Annotated in this window: 9 protein-coding genes; all 9 read right to left on the reverse strand. The window is 63.7% G+C overall.

The genetic code is table 11. The annotated features are described in order from the left end of the window. Positions 1-171 precede the first annotated feature (171 nt). The 9 genes from ISS97_RS11695 to ISS97_RS11735 all read right to left on the reverse strand — a co-directional run bounded on the left by ISS97_RS11695 (position 172) and on the right by ISS97_RS11735 (position 19,542). On the reverse strand, positions 172-1,770 hold the full coding sequence (locus ISS97_RS11695) for a hypothetical protein (RefSeq protein ID WP_379986501.1): 1,599 nt from the start codon (positions 1,768-1,770) through the stop codon (positions 172-174). A gap of 194 nt (positions 1,771-1,964) precedes the next feature. After that, complete coding sequence (locus ISS97_RS11700) at positions 1,965-2,510, reverse strand: hypothetical protein (protein WP_379986500.1); 546 nt, start codon at positions 2,508-2,510, stop codon at positions 1,965-1,967. After that, positions 2,503-2,802, reverse strand: a complete 300-nt coding sequence (locus tag ISS97_RS11705; RefSeq protein ID WP_379986499.1) for a copper-binding protein — start codon at positions 2,800-2,802, stop codon at positions 2,503-2,505. The genes ISS97_RS11700 and ISS97_RS11705 overlap by 8 nt, the downstream gene beginning before the upstream one ends. Beyond that, a complete protein-coding gene (locus ISS97_RS11710; RefSeq protein WP_379986498.1) occupies positions 2,799-5,984 on the reverse strand; it encodes an efflux RND transporter permease subunit in 3,186 nt (1,061 codons plus the stop codon). The genes ISS97_RS11705 and ISS97_RS11710 overlap by 4 nt, the downstream gene beginning before the upstream one ends. After that, complete coding sequence (locus ISS97_RS11715) at positions 5,981-7,261, reverse strand: efflux RND transporter periplasmic adaptor subunit (RefSeq protein WP_379986497.1); 1,281 nt, start codon at positions 7,259-7,261, stop codon at positions 5,981-5,983. Before ISS97_RS11715 ends, ISS97_RS11710 begins: the two co-directional genes overlap by 4 nt. After that, a complete protein-coding gene (locus ISS97_RS11720) occupies positions 7,258-8,547 on the reverse strand; it encodes a TolC family protein (protein WP_379986496.1) in 1,290 nt (429 codons plus the stop codon). Before ISS97_RS11720 ends, ISS97_RS11715 begins: the two co-directional genes overlap by 4 nt. Before the next feature lie 69 nt (positions 8,548-8,616). Beyond that, positions 8,617-9,027 (reverse strand): hypothetical protein, encoded by a 411-nt coding sequence (locus ISS97_RS11725; RefSeq protein WP_379986495.1) that lies wholly within the window; start codon positions 9,025-9,027, stop codon positions 8,617-8,619. Positions 9,028-9,180: 153 nt separating this feature from the next. Continuing rightward, positions 9,181-10,833, reverse strand: a complete 1,653-nt coding sequence (gene pgm, locus ISS97_RS11730; protein ID WP_379986494.1) for a phosphoglucomutase (alpha-D-glucose-1,6-bisphosphate-dependent) — start codon at positions 10,831-10,833, stop codon at positions 9,181-9,183. An 84-nt stretch (positions 10,834-10,917) separates the two neighbouring features. Further along, positions 10,918-19,542 carry a GH36-type glycosyl hydrolase domain-containing protein gene (locus ISS97_RS11735; protein WP_379986492.1) on the reverse strand — a complete coding sequence of 2,875 codons (8,625 nt, stop codon included), beginning with the start codon at positions 19,540-19,542 and terminating at the stop codon, positions 10,918-10,920. Between the last annotated feature and the right edge of the window lie 37 nt (positions 19,543-19,579).

The raw sequence follows: 19,579 nt of genomic DNA on the forward strand, positions 1-19,579 counted from the left end.
ACTGGTCTACCGAGAGGGCCATATGCGTCGACCGCCTGGGACACCGGGATTCAGGAGCATCCGAATCCCTTCTTGGCGACGCGGATGGATCTGGACGAAATAAAGGCCACGCTCGGACAGCCATTCAAGACCAACGAGAACCCCTTGCCCGGTCGGGCAAGGGGTTCTCGGTTACTGACAGGTCGCGAACTTGAACGACGCCAGACGCGTGCTCCAGTTGAACGCGCCCGTGGTCTTCAGGTACTCGTTGGTGTACCAGAACGTGCAGTCGTCGGTGGGATCGACCGTCATCGCGCTGTAGTCGCCCCAACGCGACAGGTTGCTGCCGCTCTGCGAGCCCGTACCTTCGACGATGCTGGCCTCCGCCTGCATCGTGCTCAGCGTATCGGTGGCCAGACGACCGGTGTAACGGATGGCCGGATGGATCGCGCTGCTCGACGCACTGTAGCCCAACGCCATGTTGCCCTGCTTGTCCATCGCGACCGAGCTCAACCAGCGGTAGGTGGTATCGGGCGAGAAGGTCGACTGCTGATACACCACCGGCGTGGCGCTCGGACTGCGCACTTCATACCAGCGTACGCCGGTATACGGGTTCTGCTTGGTCGTACCGACCTTCACCGAGTGGCTGACCACCAGCGACTCGTGATCGCCGAAGTTGCGGTAGGCCAGGCGGAACATCAAACGGTCAGCCAGCGAATCGAGCTTCTGGCTGGTACCCGTTTGTGGGACGCACGTGCCGCCGCCGCAGGCCGATGCGAACGAAGCCACCGGAATCGCCGTCGGTCCCGTCAACGTGGTGTTGGCGGTGTTGGTCCAGTCCACATGGAACTTCCACAGGTTCAGCTTGCTGGTGCCGAAGTTCATCAGGTAGTTCGGTGAACCCGCCGGCGGCGCGGTGCTGCCGTCCAGATCCGCCGGCAAGACGCCGCCATAACTGGTTGAGAGCTGGAAGCACTGCTGCGTGGCGGCGGCACCGCTCAACATGGCATTGCGATCGTAGGCGCACAGCTTCGCACCGGCGAACGTGTTGCCGTTGAACATGTTGAAGGTCTCGTAATACGCATCCGGCCACACGCCCATCTTCGGGTAGTCGGGGAAGGTCGTGCCGTAGGGGAACGCATAACGGTAGTACGCACCCGTGGCATCGCTGGTGGCCGAGACGGCCACGCACTCGAAGTACGGCGACGCCGTCACCGCGAACTGCGAGATCACCCAGCGTCCGGCGGCCTTGTCGTACACCACGGTGGCGTCGCCGTCGTTATCGGTTTCGCACGGGCCACCGAAGCCCGACCACAGCGTATTGGTCGACACCGGGCCGTAGGTCACGGCCTTGGTGGCCTTGTCGAATACGGCAAAACCGCTATTGACGATCTGTACGTACTGGGTCGCGCCCACCGCACCGTTGGTATCCGGCGGCGCGCTGTTGACGGTGAACGTCCCCTGCGGACCGCTGAAGCCGTTGCCGACACCGTCGACACCGGAACCCAGCGTCGGTGCAAAGCTGCCGGTCGCGGAACCCTGTACGGCGGCATCCGTTGGATTGCCGGGGCCATCCAGCCACGGCAAGGGGCGCGCCTTATGATTTTGGCCGCTCTTGGAGAAATCATCGGGTCGCGGCATGGTGCCGCGCAAGGAATGCAGCGTGTCGTGCTGTGCGGCGGAAGTCACTTCCGGTGCGGACTGGGTGTCTGCGTGGACAGGGCCCGCAAGGGCGATGCCGACAGCGATACACAGCGCGCTACAACCTATGCCTGTTGCTCTCACAAACATGATGTCCCTCCAGTTGAGATACGTTGTCTTGATTGGTATCCCGGCATGCGCATACGACGCATGCGGCCGCGTTGGCAGCCACTCACGCAATGCACACATCGGGATCGCCTATCGACACGCAACGTCCTGTCACGCCTCCCCCTCGATAAGGCCGCCAGAACGTAGTCCTGTATTTGGCGTTTCGTCAATCGGAGTTATTCGGATGAAGTTGACCAAAGCGAGAAGCGCGCCTGCCAGAATCTTGCGCAAAGCTGTCGATGATCCGCAGCCGGATCACACGAACGCTCAAGGCTAAATCGCAGAAACTTGTGCACCAGTTCAATCGGCAGCGTGTGTGGCATGGTTAGCGTGTACGTGGCGTCATGCCAACTTTCGGGGTCGATCTCGTGTGGCGTGGAATACTCGTGTACGTGCTCGGTGCGATGGCGTTGGCTATGCCGGCACGGCCCTGCATGAGTGCCAACCACTTCACCGGGGTAAGCGGGACGGTAAGCATCTCGCCCGCACACCCCGGACCGCAGCGAGCCGGCGAACCGGACGCAACGCCCTATCAGGGCGTGACCGTGCAGCTTCGCGACACCCAAGGCAACGTCGTGGCTCACGCGACCACCCATACGCAAGGTCAGTTCATAGTGGCCGTGCCTGCGGGCATCTATGAGCTGCGGATCGATGTTCAGCACGCTGTCTTTCCGCGTTGCGAAACGGTCGAGGCCACGGTCCGTGCGAACCAGATCACCCATGTAACGATCGTTTGCGATTCTGGCATGCGGTAGCCGATGCCCGCGCATCGGCCAGGAACCGCTCCGCCATCCGCAACATGCAGGCTGCGATCCAGCGAATGGAAGCGATGGCTTCATGCTGCAAGGTGATCGTGCCTCTGGCTGCGTCAATGGCCTTGACGATACCGACACCCTGAGCTTCGGTTGGCGCGGCGGCGTGAGACATGCCGGGCATGTTCGGCATGTCCTGGCCTGCTGCGAACACCGGGGTGGAAGACAGGGCCAGGGCGAGCATCGTGATATGGGTTTTCATGTGTGTGAATCCCCTTGCGGATGGGGGAAGGTGGAGTGAGTCGCCAAACGGCTCCGACGCAATCGACGCCGGGCCATCAGTCGAAAAGCCGCGGGAATGACAAGCATGGAAAGCAAAGGCGCCGTGAGCATGCCACCCACCATCGGAGCCGCGATGCGTTGCATCACTTCGGAGCCGGCGCCTTGCCCCAGGAGAATCGGAAACAGACCCGCGAGAATCACGGCGACCGTCATCGCTTTCGGACGCACACGCTGCACCGCGCCTTCGCGAATCGCATCGTCCAGCACCGCCTCGCCCGCCCGCGGGTCGAGTGCAAGCCGGCGATCCCAGGCGTGGCGCAAGTACAGCAGCATCACCACACCGAATTCGGCCGCCACGCCACCCAGCGCGATAAAGCCGATCACTGTCGCTACCGAAACGGCATGCCCTAACGCCCAGATCAACCAAAGGCCGCCAGTCAGCGCAAGCGGCACACTGAGCATGATCAGCGCCGCCTCGCTCACCCGATGAAACACGGCATAGATCAGTCCAAAGATAATCGCCAGCGCCGCCGGCACTACCCAGGTCAGGCGATCCATCGCCCGCGCCAGATATTCGAACTGCCCGGACCAGGCCACGGTGACGCCGGAAGGCAGTGGAACTTGCTTGCCCACCGCGCGCTGGAGGTCGCTCACCACGGCGCCGAGATCCCGCCCCGCCGTGTCGACATAGACATAGGTCGCCAGCTGGCCGTTTTCGCTCTTGAGCATCGGCGGCCCGGCATCGATGCGCAGATCCGCGACCTGCGCCAAGGTCAACTGCGCACCGCTGGCCGCCACGATAGGCAGCTGCGCGAGCGCGGCCAGCGAATCGCGATCGCCACGCGGATAGCGCAACACGATCGGATAACGCTCGCGCCCTTCGACGGTCTGGCCGATCGGATCGCCACCGATCACCGTGGCGATCAGACGCTGCACCTGCTGCTGGGTCAGCCCATAGCGCGCGGCGTCTTCGCGGCGGATGCGCACATCGATATAGCGCCCGCTGGCCGCGCGCTCGGCGATGGCCGAACGGACACCCGGCACCTGACGCGCGACGGCCTCGATCCGATCCGCCACTGACTGCAGTGTCGCGACATCCGTGCCCAGCACCTTGATGCCGATCGGACTCTTGATGCCGGTGGCCAGCATGTCGATGCGGTTGCGGATCGGCGGCACGAACAGGTTGGTCAGACCCGGCACGCGTACCGCCTTGTCCAGCTCGGCCTTGAGTTTGTCCATGGTCATGCCCGGCCGCCACTGCTCCTTCGGCTTGAAGGTGATGGTGGTCTCGAACATCTCCAGCGGTGCCGGATCGGTGGCGGACTCCGCCCGTCCCGCTTTACCGAAGACATGGTCGACCTCCGGCACGGTTTTGATCATGCGATCGGTGAGTTGCAGCAACTGGGACGCCTTGCCAGCGGAAAGCCCCGGCAGTGCCGTCGGCATGTACAACAACGTGCCTTCGTCCATCGGCGGCATGAACTCGCTGCCGAGACGACTCAGCGGCCATAGCGCGCTCAACAACAGCACGCCGGACAATACCAGCGTTGTCTTGGGATAGCGCAACACTGCTTCCAGGATCGGCCGGTATAACGCGATCAGTCCGCGATTGATCGGGTTGTCGCGTTCGGCCCGAATGCGCCCGCGCACCAGGTAGCCCATCAGCACAGGTACCAGTGTCACGGCGAGACCGGCCGCGGCCGCCATCGCATAGGTCTTGGTGAACGCGAGTGGCTTGAACAACCGTCCCTCTTGCGCTTCCAGTGCGAACACCGGGACGAACGAAAGCGCGATGATCAATAGGCTCACGAACAGCGCGGGCCCGACCTCGGCGGCGGCTTCCGCCATCAGCGTCCAGCGTTCGGCGCCCTGCGGCTCCTTGTCGCCATGAGCCTCGCGCCAATGCTCCAGATGCTTGTGCGCGTTCTCGATCATCACCACCGCGGCATCGACCATCGCGCCGATCGCAATGGCGATGCCGCCGAGCGACATCAGGTTGGCCGACACGCCCTGCGCATGCATCACGATGAAGGCGGCCAGCACGCCCAACGGCAAAGTGATCACCGCCACCAGGGCGGATCGCAGGTGGCCGAGGAACAGGACGCACACCAGGGCTACGACAAGGAATTCTTCCAGCAGCTTGCCCTTGAGGTTGTCCACCGCCGCATCGATGAGCTGCGAGCGATCATAGGTCGGCACGATCTCTACACCGGCCGGCAGGCTGCGCCGGAGTTCGTCGAGCCGCGTCTTGACCGCCGCGATGGCCGCCTTGGCGTTCTTGCCCGAACGCAGCACCACCACACCACCGGCGACCTCACCCTGGCCATCCAGTTCGGCGATGCCACGGCGGAAGGTCGGGCCGCGCCGCACCGTAGCCACCTCGCGCAGCAACACGGGGACACCTTCTTTGTTGGTGCCCACCGGTACGGATTCGAAGGCTTCGCGGGTGTGCAGATAACCCTCGCTGCGCACCATGAATTCCGCTTCGCCTTGCTCGATCACCGAGCCGCCATTGGCGCCGTTGGCCGCATTCACCGCCTCCGCCAACTGTTCCACCGTGATCTGCCGGGCGGCCAGCTGTTGCGGATCGGGCACGATCTGCCACGCGCGTTCCATACCGCCGAGACTGGCGACTTCGGCGACATCGGGCACAGTCTTGAGCTGGTAGCGAAGAAACCAATCCTGCAGCGCGCGCAGCTGACCCAGATCATGCTGGCCCGTGCGGTCGATCAGCGCGTACTCGTAGATCCAGCCCAGACCGGTCGCATCGGGACCCAGCGCCGGACTTACGCCGGAAGGCAGGCGGTCGCGCACCTGGCTCAGGTATTCGAGCACCCGCGAACGCGCCCAGTAGAGATCGGTGCTGTCGTCGAACAGGACATACACATACGAGTCGCCGAAGAACGAATAACCGCGCACCGTCTTCGCACCTGGCACCGACAACATGGTGGTAGCCAATGGATAGGTGACCTGGTCCTCCACGATCTGCGGTGACTGACCCGGCCAGTTGGTACGGATGATCACCTGGGTATCGGAGAGGTCCGGCAAGGCATCGATCGGTGTATGCAGCGTCGAGAACACGCCGATGGCGGCGAGCAACACCGCCGCGAGCAATACCAGCACGCGATGCGCGATCGCGCTGCGGATCAGCGCGCCGATCATCGCCCTTCTCCCATCGGCATGCCCGGCATGGGCGCGCTGCTGCCCGGCGCCGGCTGGGCTGCTCCCGTATCCAGGCGCTCCAGCGCACCGGACAGGCTCGCTTCCGAGTCGATCAGGAACTGGCCGGAGAGCACCACCCGCTCGCCACCGCGCAGTCCTTCCACGATCTCGGTATAACCATCGGCGGTTCGTCCGGTACGCACAGTGACAGGACGGAAGCGCCCTTCGCCCTCGGCAACGATCACGCGGCTGCGCTCACCCGCGGCGATCAGCGCCTCATCCGGCACCACCGGCACAGCTTCGCCTTGTACAGGCGCAAAGCGGACACGGGCGAACATGCCTGGACTCAACACAGCGCCGGGATTGGCGAGCACGATGCGCGCACGCTGCGTACGCGTACTCATGTCGATATCGGGCAACAGGGTTTCGAGCTTGCCTTCGAAGACCCGGCCGGGCAGCGCATCGACGCGTACCGTCACCGGAATGCCGGCATGCACGGTGCCGGCCACGGCCTGCGGCAGGGCCGCTTCGACCCAGACGGTGTCGAGGCCGTTGATGGTCATCAAGGTCTGCCCCGCACTCACACGCTGTCCTTCGCGGACATCGAGCGAAGTGACTACGCCGGCCTGCGGCGCATGCAGCGTGATCGTCGGTTGCCCTTGGCGGCCCGATGCGCGTACATCGGAGGGAGAAAGCCCCAGCACCTGCAGGCGCTGCTGGGCCGCTCCACGCAACGCCTTGGCGTCCGCCGACTGCACATGCTGCAAGGCATCCGCCTCGGCGATGGCGCTGCTCCATTGCGGCGCGAGCAGTTCGACCAGGGGCTCGCCGGCAACCACAGCTGTGTAAGGTGCGCGCACATCGAGTTTCGCGATCACCGCATCGACGCGCGCACTCACCGTGCTCGCATGTCGCACATCCCAGGCGATGGTGCCGGGCACCCGTACATCGCCGGCAAGCACGCGGCGCTCGACCAATGCGGTACGCACGCCGAGGTTCTGCACCGTCGCCGGGTCAATGCGCACGAGATTCTTCTCTGCCCCCGCGTCGGCATACTTGGGCACCATCTCCATGCCCATCGATGACAGTCCCGGCTTGTCGGAATGCTGGTCCGGGATCATCGGGTCGTACCAATAGAGAACGGTGGCAGTGCTGGCTGCCTTGGCGGGACCACCCACAACGGGAGCGGAGCTCTGCCGATGGCCCGCCCAATAGGCCAGCGTTGCCGTCAACAACAGCGTCAGCGCGGCTATTGAAACCCACACGATGCGCTTCATGGGAGCACTCCTTCTGGCATCAGATAAGCCAGCGCCGCCCAGGCGCGGCCGTATTCGGTTTGCATGCGTGCGTAATCGGCGTGATGCGCGATCTCGTCGCGCCGCGCCTGCAATAGAGGCTGGATATCGGCGCCACCGCGATAAGCGGCCAGGGCCAGCGCGGCACGGTCCTCCGCCAGCGGCAGCAGTTCATCGCGATGCCGGCGCACTTGCTGGCCCAACGATTGCCATTGCGCCCAGGCGGCCTGGATCGCCTCGGTCTGCTGCCGGCGCGCATCCTCGTGTTCCGCATGAACCGCATCGAGATCGGCGGTGCGAGCGAACACCCCGCGATCCTGCCGGTTGCGCGTAAACAGCGGCAGGCTCACACCGACCTGCAGCGAGACCATGTCGGACAGGCCGCGCGTGCGCGAGCCGTAGCTCATGCCAAGGCTCCACTCGGGCCGCTTGTCCGCTTTCGCGACGGCCAGAGCGGCTTCGGCGGCCCGCTCCCGTGCCGGCCAACCCAGCAAATTGCCCTGGCGATCCAGGCCGGCCAGCAAGTCGGATTCGCTATGTGGGAGCAATGAGAAATCCGGTGCGTCCGCCAGCGGTTGATCGGTCGACGTGCCCAGCCAACGCGTCAGACTCGCTCGCGCCTGGGCTTCCCTGGCGTCTGCTTCGTCGATGCGATTCTCGAGATCGAGTGCCTCCATCCGCGCCGCGAGCACATCCGCGGCACTGCCCGTGCCGCCGCGCAGTCGTGCCTGGGCAACAGCGACGTCCTGAGCCCAGGCTCGCCGAAGCATCTGCAACATCCGTACTTCGTGATGCGCGCCCCAGGCCCCCACCCAGGCATCGGCCACCTGTTGCTGGATCGACAGGTGGGTCATGAGTTCGGTGGCGGCAGCCAGATCCGCGCTGGCGGCACCCATCGTCTTCTGCGCGAGCCGCTTGGTATGCGACGGCAGCACCTGGCTGATGCCCACGGTACGCATCGTCATGCTGTCGCCACCGGCGGTATAGGCGCCAGGTCCCTGGATCGCCAGATTGTCGATACCGACCGTGAGTTGGGGATCCGGTAGCGCGCCCGCGCGGGCGGCTTCCTGCCGCGCGGATTCCGATTGAGCACGCCGCGCTTCCAGCAAGGGCGCGCGCTCGACGGCCTGGCGTGTGGCCGCGTCGAGTGTCAGCGCGACAGAGTTATCTGCCCACGCGGGCAAGGTCAGAAAAAGTGTGGCTGCCCATGGCAACCAACGCGTATGCCGCACCCCATAGGTGCGGACGCCATAAAGACGGGAAAACATGATGAGCTCCGATCACACAGGTCAGAACAGCCGTGCGCACACAGCCGGCGAACGCGTGGCGATCGGGAGCTAAATCAACAGAGAGCAGAACCGCAGCGTGGGCGGTGGATCGGGACGCTGCAGGGTGGGATCGGGCAACGCGCGACGCTCGGGCGCCAGCGCGATGGTTCCCGGCATGACGGGCGACGCCGCGGGCAGCAGCAAAGGCGGCACCATCGGCAAGCGGGCATCGTGGCTCGACACCGTGTGGTCGGCGCAATGCTCCGTGCAGCGTGGATCCTGACTTTGATGAGCTGCCGGCTGGTTTGCCTCGGTCATGCCCATTGCCGCGCAGTCGCCCGTCATGACTACATCCGCAGGATTTACCGGCAGCGTGCAAACGTAGGCCGCCATCGCCAGCTGCTGAAACAGCAGGCAAAACATCACCAGCCCGATCCAGAGGGCGCGGTGACGGCGGGTCAGGCGAAGAGGCTTGCGCATGGCTCGGTCATCTTAGCGCAGCTGGACCCTGGTCAAGTCAAGAGGTGTCACCTGTCGAGCCTATCGGGAGCCGCATGATCCAACGATTGGATCGAAGCGTCGCCCTAACGCCAGCGTCCGTCGTTGACCGCATTCGCGCAAATAGTGCTCCGCTTACGTTGCGGCAAGTGCAACGTCGACGATCTGCTGCGCCTCTTGCAACAACGCTTGCAGATGCGCCTTGTCCTGAAAACTCTCCGCGTAGATCTTGTAGATGTCTTCCGTGCCTGACGGCCGCGCAGCGAACCAGCCACTGGCGGAGATCACTTTGATCCCACCGATGGCCGCGCCGTTGCCAGGTGCGCGGTCGAGCACGCTCTCGATCTTCTCGCCGGCCAGCTCGGTGCTTTTGACCTGTGCCGGCGAGAGTTTGGACAGCTTCGACTTCTGCTCGGCATTGGCCGGTGCCTCGACACGATCCGATACCGGATCGCCCAGTTCAGCGGCCAGCAGACGATACGACTCGTAGGGATCGCGGCCGCGGCGCGCGGTCATCTCCGCCGACATCAGGGCGGCAGCAATGCCATCCTTGTCGGTCGCCCACACGGTGCCGTCTTTGCGCAGAAAGGAGGCGCCGGCGCTCTCCTCGCCACCGAAGCCCAGCGAGCCATCGAACAATCCATCGACAAACCATTTGAAGCCGACGGGCACTTCGTAAAGCGTGCGCCCCAACCGCTTCGTCACGCGATCGATCAGCGCCGTGCTCACCAGCGTCTTGCCGACGGCCGCTGCGGTGTTCCACGCCGGCCGTTGCTGAAAGAGATAGTCAACCAATACCGCCAGATAGTTGTTCGGCAGCAGCAAGCCGCCGCTCCGGGTCACGATGCCGTGGCGGTCATGGTCCGTATCGCAGGCGAAGGCCACATCATAACGGTCTTTGAGGCCGATCAACCGCTGCATCGCATACGACGACGAGGGATCCATCCGGATCTTGCCGTCCCAGTCCGCCGTCATGAACCGGAATGTGGGGTCGACCACCTCGCTGACTACCGTAAGGTCGAGCTTGTATCGCTCGGCGATCGGTGCCCAGTAATGCACACCAGCGCCCCCAAGCGGATCGACACCCAAGTGGATGCCACTGGCGCGAATGGCATCGAAGTCGATGACCTGGGCGAGATCGCTCACATACGCGTCGATGAAATCGTGCTGATGCGTCGTCGCCGCGCGACGCGCCTGCTCAGCGGGTACACGACGCACCTCCTTGAGGCCGCCTTCAAGCAACGCATTGGCGCGATTCTGGATCCAGCCAGTAACGTCCGTATCGGCCGGCCCGCCATTGGGCGGGTTGTATTTGAAGCCGCCGCTATCCGGTGGATTGTGCGACGGCGTGATGACGATGCCGTCGGCCAGCCCCGCGGTGCGGCCGCGATTGTGGGTCAGTATCGCGTGGGAAATCGCGGGCGTCGGGGTGAACTCGTCACCCTTGGCGATCATCGTTTCCACGCCATTGGCGGCCAGGACTTCCAGCGCACTGTCAAAGGCCGGCAGGGACAGCGCATGCGTGTCGAAACCGATGTACAACGGCCCGTCGATGCCCTTGCCCTTGCGGTATTCGCAAATCGCCTGGGTGATCGCCAGTACATGCCACTCGTTGAAACTGCGGTCGAACGAGCTGCCGCGATGTCCCGACGTACCAAACGCCACACGCTGGGCCGGCACGCCAGGGTCCGGCCGCAGGCTGGCATAGGCACTCAGCAGCGTGGACACATCCACCAGTAGTGACGCCGGAGCTAACTTGCCGGCAAGCGGATGGATCGTGGCGCTCATTGCTTGAATTCCAGGTAGTCGTGGTATTGCCGAATCAGGGCATGGGATGAGGCAAGACGTCAAGCTCAGACATCGACAGCCTCGTCATGACGCGATGTCTGTGCCGGGATGACTCTGCGGCGCGGATCGATGCCGGATCTCCACCTGATGATCCTTGCCGTCATCGACCAGGGAGATGCTCTGCTCCGCCTGCACCTTACCGTCGAGGCTGACCTGATCCCCATCGTCAAGACCGGTCTCCTGCAGGACGGTGATGTGGTAATCCGTCTCGCGATATCGGTAATCCATGCTGAAAGAACGCCATGCGGAGGGCAGCACAGGCCTGATATGCAGGCGCTCGCCTTCCACATGCAGGCCAAGCAGCGACTCCACGATCAGCCGGTACATCCAGCCGGCCGAACCGGTGTACCAGCTCCACCCTCCCCGTCCAGTATGCGGCGCCACGCCATAGACATCGGCCGCCACGACGTAGGGTTCGATCTTGTAGATCTCCATGGCTTCGGCCGTCAGGCTGTGATTGACCGGATTGATCATGCCCAGCAATTCCCACGCGCGCTTGCTGTCGCCGAGTTCGGCAAATGCCATCGTTGCCCAGATCGCCGCATGCGTGTACTGCCCTCCATTCTCGCGGACCCCTGGCACATATCCCTTGATGTAGCCGGGATCGAGCGAGGACTTGTCGAACGGCGGCTCGAGCAGTTGCACCAATCCAACGTCGCGACGTACCAGATGCTGATCCAGCGAATTCATCGCCTGCTGCTGGCGTGCCGCATCACCCGCGCCGGATAGTACGGACCAGCTTTGCGCAATGGAGTCGATCCGACACTCATCGTTGGTAGCCGAACCCAAGGGCGTGCCATCGTCGAAGTACGCGCGCCGGTACCAAGCACCATCCCAGCCATGCTGCTCGAGGCTCGTGCGCAGCTTGGCGGCCTCCACCTCGCAGCAGGCGGAGAACGCTTCATCACCGCGCAGACGTGCCACCGGCGCGAACTGGAGCAACACGTCGTAAAGGAAGAATCCCAGCCAAACACTCTCGCCGCGGCCGTGTTCACCGACGCGGTTCATGCCGTCGTTCCAGTCGCCGATCCCCATCAGCGGAAGCCCATGCGTGCCGCGCGGCATGCTGTGTCCGATGGCGCGAACGCAATGCTCATAGAGCGTTTCGTGCAGATCCGAATGCCCTGGCAGGTCGTAATAAGACTCCTCATCAAGCCCGACCTGGCGCCCTTCAAGGTAGCCCGCGACCTCATCGAGCACGCCGGTGTCACCCGTAGCGAGTACGTAGCGGCTGGTGGCCAAGGGGAGCCACAGATAGTCGTCCGAACAGCGCGTGCGCACGCCCCGATCCAGCGGCGGATGCCACCAGTGCTGCACATCGCCCTCGACGAACTGGTGCGCGGCGCACAGCAACAAATGCTGGCGCGAGCTGTAGGGCGAGGCATGGATCATCGCCATGGAGTCCTGCAACTGATCGCGGAATCCGTAGGCGCCACCGGACTGGTAATAACCGCTGCGCGCCAGGAACCGGCAAGCGATGACCTGGTACATCAGCCAGCCGTTGGTAAGCACATTCACTGCTGGATCGGGCGTCTGCACCTGCACTTTGCCCAGCGTCCAGCGCCAGTGCGTGCGCACGGCTTCCAGAGTGTTGGCCGCCGTGCCCATACCACGGAATCGCTGCACCATATCGCTGGCCGCCTTGGCGTCGCCGGCCATGCCAAGCCGGAAGATGATCTCCTGCTCGTCGCCATCATCCAGTTCGAAGGCGAGCTGGATGGCCGAACAAGGATCCAGACCGGCACCGGCGCGTCCGGACAGGCGCGCGTACCCCATCGCCGCCGGTGCGCGCAGGCTGCCGTTGCGGCCAAGAAATTCGCTGCGGTCACAGCTGAAAGTGCGCGCGGCGTTGTCGACATCGAAGAAGGCGACCCTTCCCGGGAAATCCGTGTTGTAGGCGTTGCGCGCAAAGAGTGCCCCGGTCATCGGATCGGACTCGGTCACCACGTGCATCGCCGATTTGCTGCGCAATTCACCCAGCACCCAGTCGACATAACCCGTCGCGGAAAGACGGCGCGTGCGTCCGGATGCGTTGCGCACCCTGAGCACGGAGAACTTCACCGCGGAATCCAACGACACGTAAACCCACAACTCGCTGCTGATGCCCTCTTCCGCGTGCTCGAACACCGAATAGCCAAAGCCATGCCGGGTGACATAAGAACCCGCACCACATCGCGGCAGCGGTGTGGGCGACCAGTAGTAGCCTGTTTCCTCGTCGCGCAGGTACAGGGCCTCGCCGCAACCGTCGGTCACGGGATCGTTCTGCCAGGGCGTCAACCGGAACTCATGGGCGTTCTCGCCCCAGGTATAGGCACCGCCGCTTTCGGAAATCACCGTGCCGAACTTTGCATTGGCCAGCACATTGACCCATGGCGCGGGCGTCACCTGTCCCGCCTTCAAGGTAATCACATACTCGGTGCCGTCCGCACTGAATCCGCCATAGGGATTGCTTAGCGACAGTTCTTTGGTTGGCGCTTCGGTCGCGGTGCGACCGGCGACCTCGTCAGTGGTGAGCCGGCCCGCCACAGGGGTGAACGGCACCGGCTGGGTTCTCACCCGCCGGCGACTGATCTGCTCGACCAGACTGCCGCGGCTATCGTCGACGATCAGGCGTGCGGTGGCCTGCACCAGGATGCGATCCTCGTTGGATATCTGCTGCGCCGGCCGCACGAAGATGCCGCCCGGGCGATCCAGCAGGCTCGCCTCCACGCCGGAGGCGATCAGGCCCATGATCATGTCCTGCAGCTGCTGCCGATAACCGGCGTGATCCTCGTTCCATATCACCAGATCGACCGCCAGGCCTTTGAGGCGCCAGTACGCATGCGCCTGCACCAGCTGGCGTACCAGATCGATATTGGCGAGCTCCGCGATGTGCAGCAGCACGATCGGCAGATCGCCGGAAATGGCCTGGCCCCACAAGCCCGACTGGCCACGCCGGTTCGCCAGAAGAATGCCGGTGTCGGCACGCAGTGAGGCGTTCGCATAAATGATGGACGTCGCCATGCGCTCATACAGCTGCGCGTCGGCCAGGCTGGCATTCAACTGGCGCAGCAGTACCTGGCTGTGGGTCCATGCAAGGTCGAACACGCGGTCGGCCAGATGACGGTCGCGATACTTCTTCATCAGGTGCACGCAGGCATCGCGGCTGTCACCGATGCCGGTGACCATGTCGATCAGTGCGGACTGCTCGGGCTCCAGCGTAATGCGGCAGCGGATGGCGACGATGGGATCAAGCACCGAACCCTCGCTGTCCGAGAGACGCTCCGCGGTGCCCTCCATGACCAGCGGCGAAGCCACACTGCGGCCACGGCCGATGAACTTGGCGCGGTCCGTCTCGTAGGAAATCTCGTCGATGTCGGCATCATGCACGGCCAGCAGATGGCACATCCATGGCACCGGCTCCTGGCTGGAACGCGGGCGCCGCGTGCATACGATGGCCTGCAACGCGCGTACGAGTTCGGTCTGCACGAACAAGTTGCTGAAAGCGGGATGCACCGCATCGGCCATCGGCGGCGCCAGGACCACTTCGGCGTAGCTGGTGATCTCGATGGTCCGCCTCACTCGCCCACGATTCGTGATGCGGATGCGACGAAGCTCGATGTCGTCCTCGGGCGACACCACGATCTCGGTATGGGCGTCGAAGTCCCGTTCGCGCACGCGAAACTCGGCACGCGCGTCGGAGAAGATCGCCTCGTAGGCTTCGGGTTTATTCAAGGTCGGCTGGAAAGCGCTGGACCAGAACTCGCCACTGGCGACATCGCGCAAGTAGCAGAACATGCCCCAGTTGTCGGAGCTGATGTCTTCCCGCCAGCGCGTCACGGCCATGTCCCGGTGTCGGCTATAGCCACCGCCCGCACTGCTCACCATGACGTGGTAGCGGCCATTGGAAAGCAGCTGCACGGCCGGCTCCGCCCGGTTCGGATCGGCAAACACGCGCAACAGGGTTTCGGATACCAGCGACGGAGCTTCCAGCGAGGCGAACCCGGTGGCGTGCTGATATTCCGCCGCCGTTCTGGGCACCCGCTCCTGCAGCAACAGCAAGGTGGCCTGGAAGCTTGGCTCGGATTCGAAGCGCTTCTGCATCAGGCGCGGTCGCAGCACGTAGCTGAGCGCCAACAGACTCATGCCCTGGTGATGTGCCATGAAGGAGTAAACGACCGCCGCGTTTTGTCCGCGCGGCAAACGCGCGGGGGTGTAGTCGATGGCTTCATACAAACCGAAGCGCCCTTCCAACCCCTCGCCGGCAAGGCGCTGCAAGTTGGCGCAGGCCGCCTCGGGGGCCACCATCAGCGCCAGGGCCGACGCATAAGGCGCAACGACCAGCTCCTCGCCCAGGCCGCGTTTGAGGCCAAGCCCGGGAACGCCGAAGGCCCGGTACTGGTAGTTGAAATGAATATCGCGCGCGTTATATCCGCACTCGGAAATGCCCCAGGGAATGCTCAGCTGATTGCCGTACTCGATCTGCCGGTCGACGGCGGCGCGGCAAGTCTGGTGCAGCAGCGTGCCTTCATAGCTCGGCATCACCAGCATCGGCATCAGGTACTCGAACATCGAGCCGGTCCACGACAGCAGCACCGGTTCACCGCTCACGCTGGTCAGCAGCCGGCCGAGCGTGAACCAGCTTTCCTGCGGCAGCTGCTGCTGGGCAATCGCGACAAAGCTGGTGAGCCGCGCCTCCGACGCCAGCAGGTCGTAGAAGCCGGTATCGAGCCGCCGTTCCTCCACGTTGTATCCGATCGACAGCAGGTCGCGATGGGTGTCGTAGAGAAATTCATATTCCATGTCGGCCAGGTCGGCCACCTGCCCGGCCAACGTGACGAGCGCGTCGATCAACTTGGTCGCGCGCCGCTTCGCAGCCAGGACCGAAGACTGCGCATCCGTCACCCCGCTCGCTTCATGCATGTCGATATAGGCTATTTGCCGAAGTGTCGGGATGCCCTCCTGGCCACTCTCTCCTTCGACACCGGATAGCCCAGCCAAGGAGGCCAGGTACTCGTGGATATCGCGGCACTGCTCCAGCAGTCGCTGCATCCAGAAATCGGCATGGCCATCGAGGACGGCTTTCACTTCGATGGCCGCCTTCTCCGCACGATCCAACATCTTCTGCATGCGATCCCGCGCGATCGCCAGCGTTTCCGACGGTGCGGCGAGGGCGGCCTCGAGTTCAGCCTCGACACCCAGTAGCGCCTCGACGCCTTCCGGGCGTTCCGCGGCCACGGCTTCGCGCAGGATGTCCAAAGTGTCATGCAGGCCTTCGAACATGCGCTCGTCAAACACCGGATCATCCGGCAGCGCAAGCAAGCCAGGACGAAGGGTCAGCAGATGGCCAGCCAGATTGCCGCTGTCCACGGCGGATACGTATCGCGGCCGCAGCGGTTGCAGTGACAGCGTGTCGTACCAGTTATAGAAATGCCCCCGATACCGCTCCATGCTCCGCATCGTTTGCAGCGTGGCGGCCGTGCGCTCCGCCAGCCGCCCCGCCGTCAGGTAGCCGAGATCGTAGGCGGCAAGGTTCGCCAGCAACGCCAATCCCATGTTGGTCGGGGAAGTGCGATGCGCGATGACGGCCTCCGGCTGCTCCTGCATGTTGTCTGGCGGAAGCCAGTTCTCCTGCGGTCCGACATGTGCTTCAAAGAACGCCCAGGTCCTGCGCGACAGCCGGCGCAGGAATCGCCGCTCTCGCGGCGTCGGCTGGAACGTGCTGATCAACGGTGGCTTGCTGATCCACCACGCCACCACAGGCGACATCAGCCACATCAACAAGAACGGTACGGCCACCGGTAATGCTTCTGGCCTCCGCAGCCCTAACACCGTCAAGGTCACCACGGCCAGCAGCGGGCCGATCCACATCGACCGGAACAGTTCAGCCAGATCGTTGGTGCGGACGCGATCCACTTCTCTGGATGAGTTCCACTGCAAAAGTCGCCGCCGGCTGATGGCCATACGCCAAAGTGTTCGGACGATCGCGTCCAGGCTGTACAGCGCCTCGTGTGGCAGCCATATCAATGCCAGCAGTGCGCGGGCGAAATGCTGTCCGGCCGAATACAGCGCTCCTCCCAGATGCTGTTCGAGCACCACCTCGCTCGGCTTTTGGAACAGATCCAGCAACGAGGCGAGCACCGGCGGAACCAGGACAACCGCCAGAACGGCGAAAGTCCACGAAGTGGCTTGCGACACATCCAGCCAACCGAGCAGAAGCAGCGCCAGCAGCGACGGCGGCACCAGGCTGCGGCGAAGGTTGTCGAGAATCTTCCAGTACGACAGCGCGGAAAGCGGATTGCGCTCGCGACGCTTGCCCGGCAAGGGTACCCAAGGCAGAAGCCATGGCAGCAGCTGCCAGTCGCCGCGCATCCAGCGATGACGCCGTTTCACATCGGCGTTGTAACGCGAGGGATATTCCTCGTAGAGCTGGATATCGCTGATCAATCCGGATCGGGCGTAGCAGCCCTCGAGCAAGTCATGGCTCAGGATGCTGTTGTCGGGGAAACGCCTGGCGATCGCCCGTTCAAAAGCATCGACGTCGTAAATGCCTTTGCCAATGAAGGAGCCTTCACCAAACAGATCCTGGTAGACATCCGATACCGCTCGCGTGTACGGGTCGACGCCTGCGTCGCTGCCAAAAAGTCGCGCAAAGGATGAACGCGTCGCGCTGGGCAGGCTGATGCCCACGCGCGGCTGCAGAATGGCGTAGCCGGAAACGATGCGCCGCTTGGCGGGATCATAAACAGCGCGATTGAGCGGATGCGCCATGGCACCGATGAACAGCCGGGCGGAATCGCGCGGCAATTGCGTATCGGCGTCGAGGGTGATGACGTACTTGATCTCCGGAAAAATATCCGTGCGCCCGACGATCAGCGAGAACCGGTCACGCCCGGTGCCGCGCAGCAACGCGTTGAGCTCGGCCAGCTTGCCCCGCTTACGCTCGAAGCCCATCCATACCTTGTCGGCTTCATTCCAGTGGCGCGGCCGATGAAAGAGAAAGAACCGGTCGGCATGTACATCGGGATAGGCCGCGTTGAGCGCGTCGATGCGTTGCTTCGCAAACAGCAACAAGGTCGCGTCCTGCTCCACGGTTTCCGTCGCTGCATCGGTGAAATCAGTCAGTAGTCCGAAATGGAGGTGCTCGTCGCGATTGGCGAGAAAGCGCACCTCAAGACCTTCGACCAGCTCGTCGACATCCTGCAGGCTGGAAAACAGCGTAGGGATAACCACCAGCGTGCGTGCATGCTCGGGAATCCCTTCACTGAAATCCAGGCGCGGCAGCATCTGCGGCGTTACGGCGATAGTCGCCAGCCAGTTCACAAGACCGATGGCCAGCTGGCTGGTGACAAGCACCGTGGGAATGGCGATCAGCGCGGCCATCCATCCATGGATGCCGTTCAGCCCGATGCCGAGCATCAATGGACGCGCGAGCATCAGGGTCAGCAGTGCGACCAGGCCGAGGTAAATTTCCAGCGGCGCCGCCAGAACGAGCCGTTGCAGTCGTTGTGAAAAAGTTTTCCGGGCGGCGATCGTTCGCTCCAGGGTAACCGCCCCCTTGTCCACCAGATAGAAGCCGACGTGCGACGGCGCAGCGCCCTGCCCGCTTCCGGAACGGGCCAGCTCGACCGCCGCACGGGCCACCTCCACTTCGGCATGGCCGCAATGTTTGGCCAGCCTTTCGACGACATGCCGATAGTGGTCGCGCGTGTCGAAATCCATGGCGGCATAGATACCCGCAGGGTCTTCGCGCAGCGCCTGTTCGACCGCACTGGTGCTTTCGACAAACTCGCGCCAGTCCATCGCAGACAGCATGCGGAGGCTGCCGATGCTGTTGCCTATGGACACCTGATCGGCGGCCTGCTGTTGAGCTTCCATCTGCACCAGATGCTCGACGCTCAGGCCCGATTCCGCGAGCCGTTGCTCGATCCAGGTCAGCGGCAATGCCAATGCCGGACTTTGTCCTTGCAATCGGCGAGTCAGTTCCGCGACGAACGAGCTGGCCATCGGAGGATCCGATCGCGCCATGTCGGCTACCGCGAGTACAACGCTCTTGGGATCGCTTTCGGCGATCTCGGTCATCTGGTCCGCCCATTCGTCGGCCAGGTTGCGGTCACCCCAGTTCTCCATCACACGGGCAGCCACACGGCGCAGGTTCTCGATCAGCGCCAGGCGCAGCATGATCGGAATGGCCCACAGTTCACCCAGCGTGAGCGCGGTGACCGTCTGGTAGGAGGTCACGAAGCGTCGCAGGCTCTCGCTGTCCACCCTGCCGTCGCCATGCGAGATGGTTTCCAGCGCGATGTCATAGACGCGCGGCAGTCTCGCGGATGGCCCATGGACGAGGCGCGGAAGCTCGCGGCTGTAGCCTTTGGGCAGATGTCGCTGCGCCGTGCGGATCTGCTCCTCGATCAGATAGAAATTATCGAGCAGCCATTCGCCCGCGGGCGTGATGCGCTGTCCGCCGCCCAAGGCGCGCGTGAGCATTTCGCAAGTGTGCGAGAGGACCGCTTCGTTGTCGGCAAGACGCGTCAACAACGTATTGGCCCTGGAGTGCCTGCTCGAACGATGCCGGCTTGCCAGCACCGCGCCGTACGCCTCCATCTGGTCAGCGCTGTACAGCTCCGAGCGCAAGGCCGGCTCTTGCGCAAAGCTGCCACGACGCAACATGGACTCTCTGCGAAGGATGGCCCGGAGGTGGCGTAGG

Origin of the sequence: Dyella koreensis, assembly GCF_044904565.1 — a bacterium.
In the GTDB taxonomy this organism is placed as follows: Bacteria; Pseudomonadota; Gammaproteobacteria; order Xanthomonadales; family Rhodanobacteraceae; genus Dyella_D; species Dyella_D koreensis.